The organism is Sulfitobacter sp. PM12, assembly GCF_045586035.1.
Classification (GTDB): domain Bacteria; phylum Pseudomonadota; class Alphaproteobacteria; order Rhodobacterales; family Rhodobacteraceae; genus Sulfitobacter; species Sulfitobacter pontiacus.
Map to the genome: position 1 here is coordinate 1,270,487 of NZ_CP151529.1, position 17,204 is coordinate 1,287,690.

The window sequence follows — 17,204 nt, forward strand, 5'->3', positions numbered from 1 at the left end:
CGGAATTGAAGCCTATTCCTATTGCAAGTCCCCCCGCGCCGCATCCGCGGTACGGGGGGATTTTTGTTCGTTTGGGGCGCGGGAAACACCCCCTTCCGTGCCTGACCATAAGCGCCGCCTTAGGGGGCGATCCGCACCTCAAAGGACACAGACCCCGTTGCACCCGGTTCATGTGATCCGGTGCAGTCCCATTGCAGCGCCCCCGCATAGCCCGCCGTATCCGCCCCGGGCGTGGTCATCGTGCAGACCACATCGCCGCCGATGGAGACGGGGCTTGGAATGGCGGATGCCAGTTCTGTGTAGGGCGGCGTGCGGTCGTGGATCACGATGTTGGTCGCGGGCAGTTCGCCAGGGTTGTCGAGGAAGATGCGATATTCAAGCACATCCCCCGCAGCGGCACCGTTGCTGACGCCTTCGGGCGTGCCTTGGGTCACATTGCGGACCGTCTTGCGCAGTTTCAGTACCCCTTCGGAGGATTCTACCCGCACCAGATCGGTGTTTCGGTCCTGCTCGGTCGCGCCGGTCGCGCCATAGGTCGTGTCGGCGACCACATCAAAGGTGATGGTCGATCCCGGTGCCGCCGCACCCGAGGCGGCGACACGAGCCACCAGACAGATACGCGTGTCAGGGGTCACGGGCAGGGCGGTGGTGATGGGGCTGGTGGCCGTCCCGTCGCAGGCGGCATCCTCGAAAAGTGCGACGGAAAAGAGCCCCGGCGCGGTGATCGACTGGATATCAGTGTCAAACACCACAGAGCCTTCTGCATCGGCAAGATATTCATGCCGCAGGGTCACCACCTGTGCCGGACGGATCGCGCTTTGCTGGCTTTCGCTCAGCCGGGCGTCCTCGATCAGGCCGACATCCAGATCTGGATAGGATGTCCCTGCCGCAGGCGTGAAGGTAAAGGTGCCATCGCCGCTGGCCGGGTTGACCAGGCCGGGCAGGGCACCGGGGTTTTCGGACACGGTGAGCAAGCCGTTGTCCGGGACCACGGTGATGGTGACGTCATCGGCAAAGCCTTCGGGCAGGGTCAGGCTCCAGCTGCCGTCGCTGGCAACCTGCGGCGACCCGATCAACGTGCCGCTGCTATCGGTGATCCGGACTTCGGCAGCACCGGTGTCGGCTTCCGAGGCCCCTTGCAGCGCGTCATAGGCCGTGTCGGAACCTGCACCATTGTCGACAAAGACCTTACCAGACAAGCTTGGGCCGGACCCGGCAAAACTCACGCTCACGGCGGCTTCGTCGTCATCGGCAACCCCGTCGCCCAGATCGTCCGTCAGCGGGCCCACCAGCGGATCGCTATCGGGATCCGGCAGGTCAGAGGCGATGATCTCGGCCACGTTGGTATGCTCGCCTGTGGCGTTCATCGTGACCCGCACGGTCAGGGTTTCGCTCGCGCCATTGGCCACCTCGCCGACGTCCCATGTACCGGTGTTGGCGTCATAGGTATCGGTGCCATCCGCCGGTGTGGCAGAGACAAAGGTGAACCCGTCGGGGATCAGGTCACGGACCCGCACACCGGTGGTGCCGTCAGGGCCGTCGTTTGTCACGGTGAGCACGAAATCAAGCTCTGTGCCCGGGCCCGCTTGGGTCACCGTCTGGCCGCTGGTGTCGAACACCCCCTTGGTCAGGGACAGGTCCGCCGTCGCCCCGCCGTTCACAAACCCGAAATCAAGGGTGCGCACGCTGCCGGCGGTGATTGATACGCCCGTCTGCGGGTTCACGGTACCGGCCACAAGCCCGGGGGGCATGTCGGGATCGGCTGCGTCGACCTCTACGCGGTAGGTCGCTGTGGCAGACAGGTCAGAGAAGAGATAAGTGCCGTTGCTGGCTGTCTCTACGCTGGTCAGGAACGTGTCATCCGCGGTGTCGGCTGTGCCATTGTCGTCGTACAGGGACACGGTCACGGCGCTGAGCACGGTTTCACCGGGCTGGTAGCTGTCCGAATAGTTGGTGTCGCGGTAGACGACGCCGGACAGGTCACCTTCGGGCGGCAGCGGGCCAAAGCGCGACGGGCAGGCGGCACCGTCGTTCAGGCCACCCTCGCCGACAGGCACCGTATTGATCAACTGCCCCCCGCCCGAGCCGGAGCCCTGAAGCCCCACATCGGCCTCATAGACCTCGTTTGTGACGTTCTGGTTGATGTACATGCGGCCGTAGAAATCGAACCACACCGCGCCATAGGAACCTGTCCAGGCGGTCGGGCCGAATTCAACCGGCGCGCGGGTGCCCGACGTACCATCCGCAGGGTCGATATAGAACAGACGGTCAGAGGCCTCGTTGACACCGTACAACATGCCGTCGTTCGGATTATAGGCGATGTCCGACGGTTCAACCGCAGCCGACAGCGTGATCAAGCCCAGATCAACGGGCGCGGACGGATCGGAAAGATCCAGCAGTTGCAACGCGTTGGCCCCGTTCACACGATAGACCATCACCCCGTTGGGCAGGATGTCGCCCGCGGTGGAGCCCACCGCCGCCGACGCGGGGAGGGTCGAGACGACCTCGTAGTTGCCGGTGGAGTCCAGGCGGATCAGCTCGCGCGTTGCACTGCGCACCCCGTAGAACAACCCGTCGAGCGCATTGTAGCCCCAGCCGCCGTCATACTGCACGCCCGCAGGGGCACCGATGTCGGTCGCGGTGATGCTGTACACGCCAGCGCTTTCCGCGAAGCTAAGTCGCTGCAGCTGCGTATCCGCCTGCGTCACACGGTAGAGCGAGCCATCGCAGGTAAAGGGCACCGCCCCGGCCGAGAGGATCACTTTGTAGTCCTCGACCTCGCCATCGAAATTCAGACCAACAAAAGGGTCCGCCGCGACGGCGCTGGAGGTCGACCAGCGGATACGTGCATGGGTAAAGCCGCTGCTGATATTCGCAGGGACAGGGATGTTCAGGGTGATCTGGTTGTTGAACACCCCATCTGTATCGCCCGCGCCCCCATCACGGTAGTCGACCGCGATGTGTTCTGAGGGATCGAAGGTGCCGCTTTGGTCAAAATCGACCCAAAGCTGCAGGTTCGTGATCCCCGCGGTTACCGGAATGCCCAAGGCGAGTTGAGCGCTCAGGGTTTCATGGGTCACGATGGTCAGGGGCACGGTTGTGCCGGCCTCCAGGATGGGAAAGACGGCGATGGAATCCTCGTCGTCAAAGCCCGACAGGTCATCTGCATCGGAATCGGGGCTATGCTGAGGGGTCTGTTCGGTGTCGGGTTCGCCGGCACCCAGATAGATGTCCTGGACCACGATGTGACGCGGATCGCCATAGGTCGCGGGCGCATCGCCGCGGTCGGACAGATCGGCAGCCGCAATGACCAGCGAATAATCCTCTACCTCGCCATCCACGGCAAAATCCGATGTGCTTAACCCTGTCTCGGAGCCGTAGCGGAAGCGCGCGTAGGTGGTCGATGTGGTCGCATCCGACGGCACGGTAACGTCGATCTGGATCACGCCATCGCCCGCGACATTGTCGAATTGCGTGCCGTCATCCTTGAGGTCAAGCGCGATACGCTCGCCGAGTGTCTCTTCGAACAGACCGTCGCCGTTGAAATCGATCCAGGCCTGCAGGTTACCATTGCCTGTTACGGTCACGTCGAGCGTGCTGATCGTGCCTTGGGTCAGGACGGGGAAGGTGATCCCGTCTTCGTCGTCGGTGCCGATCAGGTCATCCGCCGTTGCCGTGGCATCCGATTGTGCAACCAGCTCGATATCCGGCTCGATAAGGCCCAGATACACACCCGGAGAGGCATCAACGCCGTGGGTCGGTGTGAGGTAGCTAAGCGGTGCATCGCCAAAATCCACACCCAGCCCGGCAAAGACCGCCACCGTAACCAACGCGCGGTCACAATCAGCGGGGTCCAGCGCATCGCAGAGCTGGTATTCGATGGTGTAGACGCCAGCGGGAACGCCCGCGGGCACAATAACGCGACCGGCTTCGGCACCGGCTGTTTCCAGAACCGGCACAGGATCGCCCGTGTTCTGCGGCACGGCTTCGGTCAGTACAGTCAGCGTCGCGGTCGGGAAGGCGGCGGGCAGGCCGTTGATTGTGTCATTCGACATGACTTCGCCTGCGGTGCCGCCCAGCAAGGTGTTCACGGGCGACGCGGTGTAGTCGTCGTCTTGCGCCACAATATCGGGCGAGGTGTTCGAGATTGCGCAAAGCTGGATGCCGGACCCCCGCGTCGCGCGACGGTCGGATGACCCTGTGTAGCCGTGGATAAATTCAGCTTCTACGAAGGTGTTGAATTCATAGGTGGCGTAGTTGTCAAAGCTCGATTCATTCGGCTCGTCTTCCCAATCAAACGGGTCGCCCACCTTTGCAGGATCCATCGCGATCGCGTTCGGTCCGGCGGGAAAGGAGGATAAGGGCGCGGTGTTGAAGAAAGAGGTCACCGTCGGGTTGGTGAGCGAGCCCACCACATCCGAAGAGTCATCGCCCTCGCCGCGACTGTCGACATCCGTTTGCTGTACAATGACCCCGTTGATGCGGCTTTGGTCAATGGCCAGACCTTGCGGGTTGGCCGCCGTGGCCGTGCCATCCTGGACCAGTCGCAGACGGTAGGTGATGTATGCGTCGTCCTCTGGCGTCATGCGCGCCTCAAGCGAGGTGTCCAGCTCAAGCGCGGTCGCATTATTGATGCTGGTGACCTGCATGACGACATCGATCGGGTTGCCGTTTATATCGGTTGTCACGTCGTCGAACAGGAAGATGTCTGACGGGGTTACATTCGTCCGGCTGCCGGACCCTGCCAACTGGGTCGATGGCTGGCGGAAGACGGACTGAGGCGTGCAGCTTTGCGAACCGGTCTCGCCTGACAGCACGCTGCTGACGATGGACAGGGATTCAGAATTCGACTGCAACCGTGAAACAAAAGGCTGGCCGATACGGCCAATGCCCGCAACCGCGTTGCTGTCCACGGACCCTGTCAGCACATCGGCCGCCTGAATGGTGTAGTCCTCCTGACAGACGACCGTTCCACCCGGGGCGACAGGCGTGGTGATCGCGGGGCAGAGCACAGGCCCCAGCAGATCGTCGTCGATCACAATGTCCTGCCCGGTGTTGAATGGCAGCGCGCCGGTGTTTGTGACCGTGTAAGTATAGGTCACAGTCTCACCCTGCGTCCCTGTGCTGGGGCTGGCGGTACGTGTCAGTGAAATGCTTTGATCCACGTTGAACGTTGCCGCACCGAACATCCCGATACCCCGCGGGGCGGGGTCATAATTGGTGAACTGGTTATAATTGCGCACGTCGGCAATAGATTCATCATACCAGAAGGTGACCGTCGAGGTGCTGTCGGGGAAGGTCGCGCGCACGGTGCCGGTGTCATCGTTGTTCGATGTGGGCGAGGCCCCGAACCCTTCGACATAGATACATTGGGCCTGGTTCGCGCCGATGGTGCCGGTGAAGCCAGACCCGGGACCGGGGCCGACCAGAAGTGCGGGTGCCGCGCTAACCGGTGCCAGCGTCGGATTGCCGTTATCGCCAAAGGCGGTCACAAGATCGCATCGGTCAGACCCGGCGTTGCTATCGCTGGCGTCAATATCCAAAATGTCGACCTGTAGATTGTCGATCGGAAAGGCGACCCCGCCCGAACTGGAGGAGATGGAGGACGTTGTCCGCGCATCCCCGATACGCCCGCGGTTTCGCGGCGCGTTGGAAATGACCACGAGCGATTCCACATTGCCCCCAAAGATAGCAGAATCGTTGGGTGTCCCTTCCCCACTGAAGGCGGTGTAGTTGCCTGTATGTTCAAAGGTCAGGTCAACCTCGAACCCGTATTGGTCCCGCAAGGTGCGTGTCAGCGGGCCAAGATTGCCGCCGGGCCAGTCGTATGTGCCCCAATCAAGTTCGAACTCGCCGGCATCAGCTTTGCCGGAGCCTGTAACGACCAAAGCCGCCAAAGCGGCAGCACAATTCAGTGTTGTAAAGGTTAACTTTGAAATCGACATCAGACGGACCTCTTGTTGCGGTGTCCCAAACACCTTGTACATTGGCCGGAGACGACCTCGCCGTCTTTCCTGCCCCCCGGGATATGTCTAAAGTTCTCATACAAGGTTAACGCGAGCGACAATGCGCAGGTACAATCCCCCTGCCTTCCAGAATAGCGCCCTATACTTTCGAGAGCGTCCCACCCAGAATCGGTAGGCGGCGCGATGCGGAAAAGCCTTTAATCCATAGGCTCTTGCTCTGTTGCCGTTTGCCCGCGGATGGTGAATATGTCGGCACCAATTCTCTCGCGCCGCACGAAAGCCAGTATTTTGCAGACAATTTTCGACATATCAGGGGTGTCTGCAGAAACTCCACCTGTTTTCGGTCACTTCGGTGAATGGGTGCAGGGGCGGTTGGGGCCGGAGGGCCCTGTGGTTCTGGTCACGATGCTGTGCCGTGCACATGGGGTGCGGGCGCGGTTTACCCGCGGGGGGGCATTGGACCTGACGCAGGGTGAACCCGCAGCGGTGAGCCTCGCACAGCTGCGACACCTGCTAGAGGCCGCAGGGCAAGATGCGGGCAGTTTTACCTTGTCTGGTAACCTTCCTGTCGGGGTCGGGGCAGGTGCATCCACGGCGGCGCTGGTGGCTTTGGCGCGGGCTGCGGGTATTGCCGAGGACCGTTTGCCGTCGCTGTGCCTGGCGGTGGAAGGGGCCACCGATCCGTTAATGTTACCGCATCCGGACCGCGTGATCTGGGCCTCGCGGTTGGCACAAAGTAAAGGCGCGCTGGGCGCGCCGCCACGGGCTGACATCATCGGCGGCTACTTTGGCGAGCCGATCCGGACCGATGCGGCGGATAGCGGTTTTGCGGATATTGCCGACCTGTTGCCAGCCTGGGAAAGCGCCGTGGCGCAGGGTGATTTGCCTCAGGTGGCGCGGTTGGCGCGCATCAGCGCAGACCGCACCACCGCGTTGCGCGGCCCTCTGGACGACCCGAGCACGATACTGGCGCAGCGGCTCGGTGCTTTGGGCTATGCGCGCGCACACACAGGGTCCGCGCGCGCGTTCATCTTTGCGCCGGGCACCGCCCCCGATGATGCTGAACAGCTGTTGGCTGACCACGGGCTGACCGGTGCGATGCGGTTCACAACCGGAGGGGACGCATGATCGGCGCGGCGGGCATCCTGCTGGGGTTTGTGATCGAGGCGGCTTTGTCCTGGCCTGCACCGCTTTATGCGAAAATCGGCCATCCGGTGTCTTGGATCGGCCACGCCATTCGCACGATCGAGACGCGGTTGAATGGCGCCAATACATCGCCCGCACGGTTGCGCCTGTTGGGCGGTGTCGGGGTCTGCCTCGTGCTTGCGCTTGCCGTCTTGCCTGCGATTGTGGTTGCCGCGTTGCTGCCGTCTGGCTGGGCGGGCTACGTTGTCGGCGGGCTGCTGGCGTGGCCCTTTCTGGCACCGCGGTCGCTGTTCGACCACGTCCAGGCCGTGGCGACGCCTTTGATACAGGGCGACATTGCAGAGGCACGTTTTGCCGTATCGATGATCATCGGGCGCGATCCTGATCAGCTGGACGCTGCCGCGATTGCCCGTGCTTCTATCGAAAGCCTGGCCGAGAATGCCTCGGACGGGGTGGTGGCTCCGGTGTTTTGGGGCGTGCTGCTGGGGCTGCCGGGGCTGGTGGCCTATAAGGCGATCAACACGATGGATTCGATGATCGGGCACCGGTCCGCGCGCTACCGGCACTACGGGATGGTGGCTGCGCGGCTCGACGATCTGGTCAATCTGATCCCGGCGCGGGCAACGGGGCTGCTGTTCGTGATCGTGTCGGGCCAGCCACGCCGCGCCGCCGCCGTGATGCTGCGCGATGCGCGCCACCACCGGTCCCCCAACGCCGGTTGGCCCGAAGGGGCGATGGCCGGTGCGCTGAACGTGCGCCTGTCCGGCCCGCGTGTGTACGGCGAAGAGATCGCGGATGAACCCTGGCTCAATGCCGAAGGGACCGAGGCCGATGCAACCACCCTGCGACGGGCGCTGACGCTTTACCTTCGCGCCATGTTCGTATTAGCAGTCGTGTTGGCGCTGGTGGCGCTGATCTGACAGGGGCAAGCGATGCGGGATCACGGCGGCAATCTGGATGGGGCGATCAAGGCGTTCGGCGGCGACCGCGCCGATTGGATCGATCTGTCCACGGGGATCAACACGGTGCCCTATCCGGTGGGGCCGATCTCGCCAGAGGCATGGACCCGTCTGCCTGAACCCAGTGCCCTTGGCGCGCTGGAAGACGCCGCGCGGCGGGCCTATGGTGCAAGCTGTGCTGTTGTGCCAGTGTCAGGGGCGCAGGCGGCGATCCAGCTGGTGCCGCGTCTGATCGCGCCCGGGCAAGCCGCGATCCTGTCGCCCACCTATAACGAACATGCCGCCGCACTACGGGCCGAAGGCTGGCAGGTCACCGAAGCCACGGATCTTGCCGCGCTTGAAGGGTATGCCCTTGCCGTAGTGGTCAACCCGAACAACCCCGACGGGCAGCGCCACGCCCCTGACGCCTTGCGCGCGCTTGCCGAAACGGTCGAGCTTTTGATCGTGGATGAAAGCTTTGCCGACCCCGATCCAGAGGTGTCGCTGGTCCGCGGCGGGGCCGAACTGCCGAAAAATATCCTTGTGATGCGGTCCTTTGGCAAGTTCTACGGGCTGGCGGGGCTGCGCTTGGGTTTTGTGCTGGCGGCAGAGCCTTTGGCCGAAAGGCTGCGCGCGATGACGGGGCCATGGCCGGTTTCCGGCATGGCGATAGAGGTCGCCTTGTGCGCGCTGAACGATGCTGACTGGGCGGCGCAGACCACCGCGCGCCTGCAAGGCGAGGCGGCGCAATTGGATGCGATGGCGGCGCGGGCAGGGTGGGGGCTGGTAGGCGGCACCCCGCTGTTTCGCTCCTACGCGACGCCGGATGCCACGGCTGCGCAAAATGCCTTGGCCGGACATCACATCTGGTCGCGGATCTTCCCCTATTCCGACAGCTGGATCCGTCTGGGCCTGCCCGGTCCGGCCGGTGATTGGGCCCGGTTAGAGACCGCGCTGAAAGACGGCGCGTGATCCGGCGGATCACTCTGACAGGGCGGCGGGTGCTGCTGGGGCTGGTGGCCGCCCTGATAGCCGCGACGTCAACCCGCGCCGCAGACCTGCCCCGTGTGGTGTCGATGAACCTGTGCACGGACCAGATGGTACTGCTGCTGGCGGATCCTGATCAAATCACCTCTCTCAGCCGATTGGCGCGCGATCCGCGATCGTCGTCGTTGGCGCAGGAAGCCTCGGCACATCCGCAGAACGCGGGCGGTGCAGAAGAAATATACCTTTCCGCGCCGGATCTGGTGTTGGCAGGGCAATACTCCGACAAAGCGACCCTCGCGATGCTGCGCCACCTTGGCCTGCGGGTAGAGCAGATGCCGATCACCAAGGCGCTTGACGATATTCCCGCGCAGATCCGGTGGATGGGCGACCTCTTGCAACAGCCCGCGCGGGCAGAAGCGATGGCCCGCGACGTCGAACAGACATTGGCCGCGCAGCCCGCCCTGACCCCCGATGCCCCTGTTGCGGCGTTCTATTACCCGAACGGCTATTCGCTGGGGGTGGATACTTTGGGCCACGACATCGTGACCACCGGCGGACTGCGCAACCTCTCGGAGAAACTCGGACGCCGGAACAGCGGGCGTCTGGCGCTGGAAGACCTGGTGATGAATGCCCCCGATGTTCTGGTCACCACGACCCCCTATCCCGGAGGTTCCCGATCCGAAGAGATCATGCTACATCCTGCGCTCGCACAATACGCCAAGACCGGCCGGATGGTGTATAGCTCGCCAGATTGGGTCTGCGGCACGCCGTTGGCGCTGCGGGCGGTGCAAGACGTACGCAGGGCAGGCAACCAGATACGCCACGAGGAGAGATAACAGATGACCGACAGCACCCCAGACCAGAACAAGCGCCACGCCGAAAAGATGGCGAAGGTCCAGACGGCCCGCGCCAAGATGATGGCGGAAAAGACCGTGACCAAGGGGTTGATCATCGTCCACACCGGGACCGGCAAGGGTAAAAGCAGCTCTGCCTTCGGGATGATCATGCGCTGCATCGGGCACGGGTTCCCCTGCGCGCTGGTGCAGTTCATCAAGGGCGCACGGGTGTCCGCGGACCGTCAACTGCTTGAGGACCGCTTTAGCGATATCTGTCAGGTCTATGTGATGGGCGAGGGCTTTACCTGGGACACGCAAGACCGCGAACGCGACATCGCCGCCGCCGGACGCGCATGGGAAAAAGCCAAAGAGCTGATCCGCGACCCCAACAACCGCATGGTGCTGCTCGACGAGCTCAACATCGCGCTGCGCTATGGCTATATCGACGTGCAGGATGTGGTCGATTTCCTGCAGGCCGAGAAGCCGCATATGACCCATGTGGTGATCACCGGCCGCAACGCGCCCGACGCCTTGATCGAGATTGCGGATCTGGTGACCGAGATGAAGGAAATCAAACATCCTTTCCGCAAACAGGGTATCGCCGCACAGGCCGGTGTGGAATTCTGATCGCCACCGGGGCAGGGCATTCGCCCGCGCCCCGCTTGGCAAAGGGCGGATATCATGGACAAGATCACGCTGGTCACCGGCGGAGCAAAATCGGGCAAGAGCCTTTTTGCCGAAAACCACCTACGCGCCTACGGGCTGCCGCTGGTCTATATTGCCACCAGCCAGGCCTTCGACCCCGAGATGGAGGACCGCATCGCCGCACATAAGGTGCAACGCGGTGACGGTTGGGACACGGTGGAGGAGCCCCTTGATCTATGCGGCGCGCTGATGCGCACCGATGGGGCGGGCGCGCGTCTGGTCGATTGTATGACGCTGTGGCTGTCCAACGTGATGCACGCCGAACGCGACTGGCAGGCGGAGCTTGAAAAAATGCTGGACAGCTTGCGCACACAGTCCTCTCCGGTGGTGCTGGTCACGAATGAGGTGGGCGGGGGCATCGTGCCGATGTCCGCGCTGGCACGGCGCTACCGCGATGCCTCGGGCCTGATGAACCAGCGCATTGCAGCGGTGGCGGGGCATGTCGTGTTGGTCAGCTGTGGTCTGCCCCTGACGCTGAAGGGCAGTGCGCAGGCTCCGGCCTCGCTTGCCTGACCCATGATCCCGACATACGATAGATTTCCAAACGAAAGAGACCCCTTTGCATGGCGCATGTGACTTTTCCCCTGACTTCCCTGTCCGACCTTGACGCGCTGACCCGCGATTTGCCTCAGGTTGATGCCGTCGCTCAAGACGCCGCGCGCGACCGGCAGAATGCGCTGACCAAACCGCCCGGATCGCTGGGCCGGCTGGAGGAACTGGCGGTGTTCATGGCGGGTTGGCAGCAACAGGCGGTGCCGCAGATCGACATGGCGCAGGCCCTCGTCTTTGCCGGTAACCACGGGATCTGCGCGCAGGGGGTGAACCCTTTCCCGCAAGAGGTGACGGCCCAGATGGTGCAGAACTTCAAGGCGGGGGGCGCTGCGATCAACCAGCTGTGCCGCACCAATGACGCGCAGCTGTCGGTGATTGATCTGGACCTTGACCGCCCCACGGCCGATTTCACGCAAGGCCCCGCGATGACCGAGGCGGACTGTGTCGCGGCTCTTAACGCAGGGGCGGCGGCGCTGCATCCGGCGGCCAGTGTCTTGATCCTGGGCGAAATGGGGATCGGGAATTCCACCGTCGCGGCAGCGCTGACGGCGGCGGTCTTTGGTGGGGCTGTGCAAGATTGGGTCGGGCGTGGCACCGGTTCGGACGACGAAGGTCTGCGCCGCAAGGTCGACGCCATCACCCGCGGACTTGCCCGCCACGCCGCCACCCCGCAGGATGGGGCGTCTATCCTGATGACCTTGGGCGGGCGCGAGCAGGCGGCGATCTGCGGCGCGGTGCTGGCCGCACGGCAACGGCGTATTCCGGTGATCCTTGACGGGTTCATCTGCACCGCCTCTGTCGCACCGCTCTTCGCGCTTGCCCCTGCGGCGCTGGACCATTGTCTGATCGGGCACCTGAGCGTCGAGCCCGGGCATAAACGTCTTCTGGATGCGATCGGCAAGACGGCCGTGCTCGATTTCGACATGCGGTTGGGCGAAGGATCGGGCGCCGCGCTGGCGCTTGGTATCCTGCGCTCGGCGCTGGCGTGCCATAGCGGCATGGCGACCTTTGCCGAAGCCGGCGTGGCGGACGGCTGATGCTGCGCGCCCGGGTGGCCGAGGCGCGGCTGGCGATGCTGCTGCTGACCCGTATCCCCGTGGGATATCTGCGCGATCCGATCCCCGCGACAGGAGCCTCGGCCTGGGGCTGGCCTTTGGCGGGGGCGGTCGCGATGCTGCCAGCCAGTCTGATCTACTGGGCGCTGCACGCGGCGGGCTTTGGCCCGACAGTTGCGGCCCTTGGTCTGATCTTTGCCACGACACTGCTGACCGGCGCGATGCACGAAGACGGGCTGGCCGATATGGCCGACGGGTTCGGCGGCGGGCAGACCCGCGCGCGCAAGCTCGAGATTATGCGCGACAGCCGCATTGGCAGCTACGGGGTGATGGCCCTGATCCTGACGGTGGCGCTGCAGGTGGCGCTGATCGCACGGCTGGATCATCCTGCACTGGTCGTGCCTGCCGCGCTTGGTCTGTCGATGGCCAGCCGCGCGATGCTGCCGTTCTGGCTGGCGCGGATGCCCGCCGCGCGGGCCGACGGGCTGGGGCACGGCGCGGCGCAGGTGCCGGCGACTTGCGTCTATATCGCGGTCGCCTTTGGCTTGATTGGGCTGCTGCCCTTGGGCTTTGGCGCGGCGGCGGTGATCTTTGCGGGGGTCGTCGTGGCCACCGCGCTGGTGGCCGCGCTGGCGCTGCGGCAAATCGGCGGGCAGACCGGCGACGTGATCGGCGCGATGCAGAAACTGGCCGAACTGGCGGGCTGGGGCGTCACCGTCTATCTCTTTGCCTGACGCGTCCGAGCCGCGCGCCCCCTTTGACCGGCCGCAAATCCGATGTAGCAAGGGCCCATGTCGAAAAAGACCCTGAACACCGCAAATCTTGCCGCCCTCGGGGCGGAGCGGCTGGCCGAACTGTTGATCGAGGTCAGCACCGGCAGCGCCGATATGAAACGCCGTCTGCGGCTTGAGTTGAGCCACAACCTCGGCCCCGCTGAACTGGCGCGCGATGTGCGCAAGCGGCTGGTCACGATCCGGCGGGCCAAAAGCTATGTCGGGTGGCGCAAGCGGACTGCGCTGATCAAAGACCTGCGCACCCAATCCGCGATGATCATCGACAAGATCGCCCCAGACGCCCCCGCCGACGCCTTCGACCTGCTGTGGGAGTTTCTAGCGCTTGCCCCTTCGGTCATGGATCGGGTGGACGACAGCAAGGGGGACGTGGGAGCCGTCTTTACTGACGCGCTTGCTGAGATCGGCCAGATTGCCGCCCGCGCCCCGCTAGACCCGATCGCGCTGGCGGAACGCACGTGGGAGGCGGTGCAGGGGAATACCGACGGCGCTTTTGACGGGATTATCACGCGCATTGCCCCATCCTTGGGCGACAAGGGGCTCGCACATCTGAAGGGGCTGATCCAAAGCTTTGACGCGGCGCCACTGGACGCGACAGAGGATCACCCCGCCTTGCAATTCCTGCGCGAGCTGCGCGGGCGCAATGCAAACTACGCCGCGCAACGCAAGAAACGCTTTGTCCAGATGCACCTGCGCGAGGTGGCCTTGGCGCAGGGCGATACGGAGACCTACATCTCGCTGTTTTCACCCACCGATCTGGCGCGGCCCACCGTTGCGGTCGAGGTGGCGGCGCTCTGGTCGGCCGCTGGCAATCACGATGCCGCGCTTGATGTTCTTGAGGGTGCGCGCCCCAAGGGGAAAGAGGCGGGGCGGCAGGCGTGGGACGCGGCCTATATCCACGCGCTGATCGCATCGGGGCGCGAGGACGAGGCGCAAGCCCACCGCTGGCGCTGTTTTACCGAAACGCTCGACCCAGAGATGCTGCGGGCGCACCTCAAACAGCTACCGGATTTCGATGATCTTGAGGTAGAGGAGGCCGCCAAGGCCCATGCGGCCACGTTCAAGGATCTCAACGCGGCGATCGCCTTTTTCCTCGCGTGGCCCGACCTGCGCGGGCTTGCAGCGATGATCGAAGCGCGCGCCGAGACGTTGAATGGCACCCATGTCGCCCCTCTCTCTGATGCCGCCGATGCGCTGCGGGCGCGCCATCCTCTGGCGGCAGCGCTGTGTTGGCGCGCCATGATCGAAGCCGCGCTGTGGGAAAGCGCCAAGTCGCGCTACGCGCTGGCGGCAGATCACCTGATGGACTGCGCCGCCGCGGATATCGAGATAGAGGATTACGGAGCTTTCGAAAGCCACGACGCCTTTGTCCGGCGTTTGCGCAAACGCTATGCCCATAAGGCGGGGTTCTGGACGCGGGTCACCTGATCTGCGCGTGCTGGGTCTTTTCTTGCGGCGACGCGGGAACCAACAGGCACGCCGCGCGTATGGATGCATGAGTATTTTCAAACGCGCCGCCTTCGCCGCCATTGCCGCCCTTGGCTTTGCCCTTCCTCTTGCAGCTACCGCTGATGTGGTGGGCAATGTCGATGTGGACTGGCTGGGCAATGACATCGTGGTAGAGGCGGTCCAAGACCCCGAGGTCAAGGGCGTTACCTGCCATCTGGCCTATTTTGAACGCGGCCTGATCGACCGGCTGCAAAAGGGTAATTGGTTCGAGGACCCGTCGAATTCCTCCATCTCTTGCCGCCAGACCGGCCCGATCGAGATTGGGGACATCTCGCGCGATGACGAGGGCGAGACGGTGTTTAGCGAACGCCGGTCCGTGATCTTCAAGACGCTGAAGGTCAAACGGATTTTCGACGAGAAAAACAACACCTTGGTCTATATCAGCCACGCGCGCGATGTGCAGAACGGGTCTGCCAAAATGTCGATGTCGACCGTGCCGCTCTATGTGCCGACCAAATAGGCAAAGCTTTGCCAAGGCGTATCATCCGCTTTGCCCGCCCCCATGCTTCGGCTATTCTATGCCGAAGTCATAACAAACAAGGGCGCGGGCAGTATGAGCATTTCTCGAAGAAGTTTCACCGTCGGATTGGCAGCATTGGGTCTTGCGGCCTGTAGCACCGGCAACAGGGCAGGCAGCTTTGCGCCGCGCAGCGATGCGGGGCTGGCACCGGACCTGCAACCCCAACCGAACGCGGGCTATGACGCGTGGGTTTCGGCGTTCAAGTCACGCGCTGCGGCGCAGGGCATTTCCGACAGCACGCTGCGTCGTGGCTTTGCGGGGGCGGGCTATCTACCTGGGGTGGTCAAACGGGACCGCAACCAGACGGAATTCAGCCGCTCGCTTGAAGATTACCTTGCCATTGCGGCATCGGACGAGCGTGTCACCAAGGGGCGCGCGGCATTCGCGCGCCACCAAGGCGTGCTGCGCCAGATAGAGGCGCGCTACGGCGTGCCTGCCGAAGTCGTCACCGCCGTGTGGGGGCTGGAAAGCTTTTACGGGGAACGGCGCGGGAATGTGCCGGTCGTGTCGGCGACATCGACGCTGGCCTATGACGGGCGTCGCGGGGCCTTTTTCGAGAAACAACTGATCGCGGCGCTGCGTATCCTTGAGCGCGGCGATGTCTCGGCTGCCGGTCTGACCGGAAGCTGGGCCGGTGCCATGGGCCACACGCAGTTCATCCCCACCTCCTATCAATCCTTCGCGGTAGATTTCACCGGCGACGGCAAACGCGACATCTGGTCTGACGACCCGTCGGATTCGCTGGCCTCCACCGCCGCCTATCTGGCGAAGTCGGGCTGGAAGTCCGGCCAGAAATGGGGCGCAGAGATGGGCACCGCGGCGGCAAGCTCTGCTACGCCGGTGCAGATCCTCCAGCCGGATGCGGGCGGGCCGCGCTTTGCGATCTTTAACAACTTCAAGGCGATCAAGCGCTATAACAATTCGGACAATTACGCGATTGGCGTCGGGCATCTGTCGGATCGTATCGCAGGGGGCGGGCCTATTCAGGCCAGCTTTGGCCCCGATAAATACGGGCTGACCATTGACGACCGCAAGGCGTTGCAAGAACGGCTGACCGCCCGCGGCTTTGACACAGACGGCACCGATGGTGTGATCGGCCCGAACAGCCGCAAGGCGATCACCGCCTATCAGCAAAGCCAGGGGCTGCCCGCAACCGGTGACCCGTCGCGCGCGCTGCTGGCGCGGTTGGGCTGATACCGCGATGAAACGATGATCCGCCCGCTTAGCTCGGGCGGATCAGATCGGCGATTTCGGACAGTTTGCTGGCCAGCGGGCTGGTCTTGCGCCAGATCATCCCCACACGGCGCGTCGGTTCGGGCGCGGGAAAGGCGTTGACCGCCACCTGCGCCGACCGCGTTTCCACGGCGACGGCCATCTCGGGGATCAGCGTCACGCCGATGCCCGCGTCGACCATCTGCACCAGCGTGGACAGGGAGCTCGCATCCAGCCCCTCGCGCGCGGTTTCCGACTGCATATCGCAAAACGACAGCGCCTGATCGCGAAAGCAATGCCCTTCCTCAAGCAGCAGTAACTTCATCTCGTTCAAATGTGCGCTGCTGGGGATCGGCTTGCCGCGATCAGCCTCGGGGCGCACCAGCATGAATTTCTCGTCAAACAGGGTGACTTCGGTCAGGGAGGGTTCTGACACGGGCAGGGCGACGATGGCAGTGTCGATGCGCCCCTCGGTCAGCTCGGTGATCAGCCGCGGGGTCATGGTTTCGCGCACGTGGATATCCAGCGCGGGGTTCATCCGGGTCAGCTTGGTGATGATCGAGGGCAGCAGATAGGGGCCGATGGTGGGGATGATGCCGATTCTCAGCCGGCCCATCAGCCCGTCCTTGGAGGCGCGCGCCATATCCTGAAGCTCGTCCACCCCCTGCAGGATCGCCCGCGCGCGCGGCGCGAAATCGACGCCAAAGCTGGTCAATGTGATATTCCGCCCGCCGCGATCAAAGAGAGGCGTTTGCAAGTTCTGCTCCAACTCCTTGATTTGCACGGATAAGGCGGGCTGCGAGATCGCGCAGGCCTCGGCGGCGTGGCCAAAGTGACGGTGATGGGCAACGGCCTCAAAGTAGCGAAGCTGTTTAAGGGTGATGTTGGTCATAGTTAATTATTATCAAACTGATAGGAAATGCCAACTTAAACTAATCAATAACTGCTGTTAGAACAATTCCAGAAAGACGGGGCAGACTGTATCGC

At 63.6% G+C, this 17,204-nt stretch carries 13 protein-coding genes; 11 read left to right on the forward strand and 2 right to left on the reverse strand.

Translation table 11 applies throughout. The annotated features are described in order from the left end of the window. Positions 1–119: 119 nt before the first annotated feature. Positions 120–5,945: a GEVED domain-containing protein gene (locus AADW22_RS06075; RefSeq protein WP_407474468.1), complete on the reverse strand. Its 5,826-nt coding sequence runs from the start codon at positions 5,943–5,945 to the stop codon at positions 120–122. A gap of 267 nt (positions 5,946–6,212) precedes the next feature. Between AADW22_RS06075 and AADW22_RS06080 the strand changes: the two genes are divergently transcribed. The 11 genes from AADW22_RS06080 to AADW22_RS06130 all read left to right on the forward strand — a co-directional run bounded on the left by AADW22_RS06080 (position 6,213) and on the right by AADW22_RS06130 (position 16,199). Next, complete coding sequence (locus AADW22_RS06080) at positions 6,213–7,094, forward strand: hypothetical protein (RefSeq protein WP_407474469.1); 882 nt, start codon at positions 6,213–6,215, stop codon at positions 7,092–7,094. Beyond that, positions 7,091–8,032, forward strand: a complete 942-nt coding sequence (gene cbiB, locus AADW22_RS06085; protein WP_407474470.1) for an adenosylcobinamide-phosphate synthase CbiB — start codon at positions 7,091–7,093, stop codon at positions 8,030–8,032. Before AADW22_RS06080 ends, cbiB begins: the two co-directional genes overlap by 4 nt. A gap of 12 nt (positions 8,033–8,044) precedes the next feature. Continuing rightward, positions 8,045–9,022, forward strand: coding sequence for a threonine-phosphate decarboxylase CobD (cobD, locus tag AADW22_RS06090; protein WP_407474471.1), 978 nt, complete (start codon positions 8,045–8,047; stop codon positions 9,020–9,022). After that, positions 9,019–9,873 carry an ABC transporter substrate-binding protein gene (locus AADW22_RS06095; RefSeq protein ID WP_407474472.1) on the forward strand — a complete coding sequence of 285 codons (855 nt, stop codon included), beginning with the start codon at positions 9,019–9,021 and terminating at the stop codon, positions 9,871–9,873. The genes cobD and AADW22_RS06095 overlap by 4 nt, the downstream gene beginning before the upstream one ends. Before the next feature lie 3 nt (positions 9,874–9,876). Next, positions 9,877–10,500 (forward strand): cob(I)yrinic acid a,c-diamide adenosyltransferase, encoded by a 624-nt coding sequence (gene cobO, locus AADW22_RS06100; protein WP_037943712.1) that lies wholly within the window; start codon positions 9,877–9,879, stop codon positions 10,498–10,500. A gap of 54 nt (positions 10,501–10,554) precedes the next feature. Then, entirely contained in the window at positions 10,555–11,091 is a 537-nt protein-coding gene (cobU, locus tag AADW22_RS06105) for a bifunctional adenosylcobinamide kinase/adenosylcobinamide-phosphate guanylyltransferase (RefSeq protein WP_407474473.1), read from the forward strand. Positions 11,092–11,141: 50 nt separating this feature from the next. After that, complete coding sequence (gene cobT, locus AADW22_RS06110) at positions 11,142–12,167, forward strand: nicotinate-nucleotide--dimethylbenzimidazole phosphoribosyltransferase (RefSeq protein WP_341204906.1); 1,026 nt, start codon at positions 11,142–11,144, stop codon at positions 12,165–12,167. Beyond that, positions 12,167–12,919: an adenosylcobinamide-GDP ribazoletransferase gene (locus tag AADW22_RS06115; RefSeq protein ID WP_407474474.1), complete on the forward strand. Its 753-nt coding sequence runs from the start codon at positions 12,167–12,169 to the stop codon at positions 12,917–12,919. The genes cobT and AADW22_RS06115 overlap by 1 nt, the downstream gene beginning before the upstream one ends. Positions 12,920–12,976: 57 nt before the next feature. After that, the gene (locus AADW22_RS06120) at positions 12,977–14,404 is read left to right on the forward strand and encodes a DUF6880 family protein (RefSeq protein ID WP_407474475.1); all 1,428 of its coding nucleotides are present in this window, start codon (positions 12,977–12,979) and stop codon (positions 14,402–14,404) included. Between the two features lie 67 nt (positions 14,405–14,471). Further along, entirely contained in the window at positions 14,472–14,945 is a 474-nt protein-coding gene (locus AADW22_RS06125) for a CreA family protein (RefSeq protein WP_407474476.1), read from the forward strand. A gap of 93 nt (positions 14,946–15,038) precedes the next feature. Next, positions 15,039–16,199: a lytic murein transglycosylase gene (locus tag AADW22_RS06130; protein ID WP_407474477.1), complete on the forward strand. Its 1,161-nt coding sequence runs from the start codon at positions 15,039–15,041 to the stop codon at positions 16,197–16,199. A gap of 28 nt (positions 16,200–16,227) precedes the next feature. On the opposite strand, the gene AADW22_RS06135 is transcribed toward AADW22_RS06130, so the two are convergent. Continuing rightward, on the reverse strand, positions 16,228–17,109 hold the full coding sequence (locus AADW22_RS06135; protein WP_407474478.1) for a LysR substrate-binding domain-containing protein: 882 nt from the start codon (positions 17,107–17,109) through the stop codon (positions 16,228–16,230). Positions 17,110–17,204 lie beyond the last annotated feature (95 nt).

Coding starts and splice junctions, on each gene's coding strand:
- AADW22_RS06075 (WP_407474468.1), bottom strand. CDS start 5,945: ATGTCGATTTCAAAGTTAACCTTTACAACACTGAATTGTGCTGCCGCT.
- AADW22_RS06080 (WP_407474469.1), top strand. CDS start 6,213: ATGTCGGCACCAATTCTCTCGCGCCGCACGAAAGCCAGTATTTTGCAG.
- cbiB (WP_407474470.1), top strand. CDS start 7,091: ATGATCGGCGCGGCGGGCATCCTGCTGGGGTTTGTGATCGAGGCGGCT.
- cobD (WP_407474471.1), top strand. CDS start 8,045: ATGCGGGATCACGGCGGCAATCTGGATGGGGCGATCAAGGCGTTCGGC.
- cobO (WP_037943712.1), top strand. CDS start 9,877: ATGACCGACAGCACCCCAGACCAGAACAAGCGCCACGCCGAAAAGATG.
- cobU (WP_407474473.1), top strand. CDS start 10,555: ATGGACAAGATCACGCTGGTCACCGGCGGAGCAAAATCGGGCAAGAGC.
- cobT (WP_341204906.1), top strand. CDS start 11,142: ATGGCGCATGTGACTTTTCCCCTGACTTCCCTGTCCGACCTTGACGCG.
- AADW22_RS06115 (WP_407474474.1), top strand. CDS start 12,167: ATGCTGCGCGCCCGGGTGGCCGAGGCGCGGCTGGCGATGCTGCTGCTG.
- AADW22_RS06120 (WP_407474475.1), top strand. CDS start 12,977: ATGTCGAAAAAGACCCTGAACACCGCAAATCTTGCCGCCCTCGGGGCG.
- AADW22_RS06125 (WP_407474476.1), top strand. CDS start 14,472: ATGAGTATTTTCAAACGCGCCGCCTTCGCCGCCATTGCCGCCCTTGGC.
- AADW22_RS06130 (WP_407474477.1), top strand. CDS start 15,039: ATGAGCATTTCTCGAAGAAGTTTCACCGTCGGATTGGCAGCATTGGGT.
- AADW22_RS06135 (WP_407474478.1), bottom strand. CDS start 17,109: ATGACCAACATCACCCTTAAACAGCTTCGCTACTTTGAGGCCGTTGCC.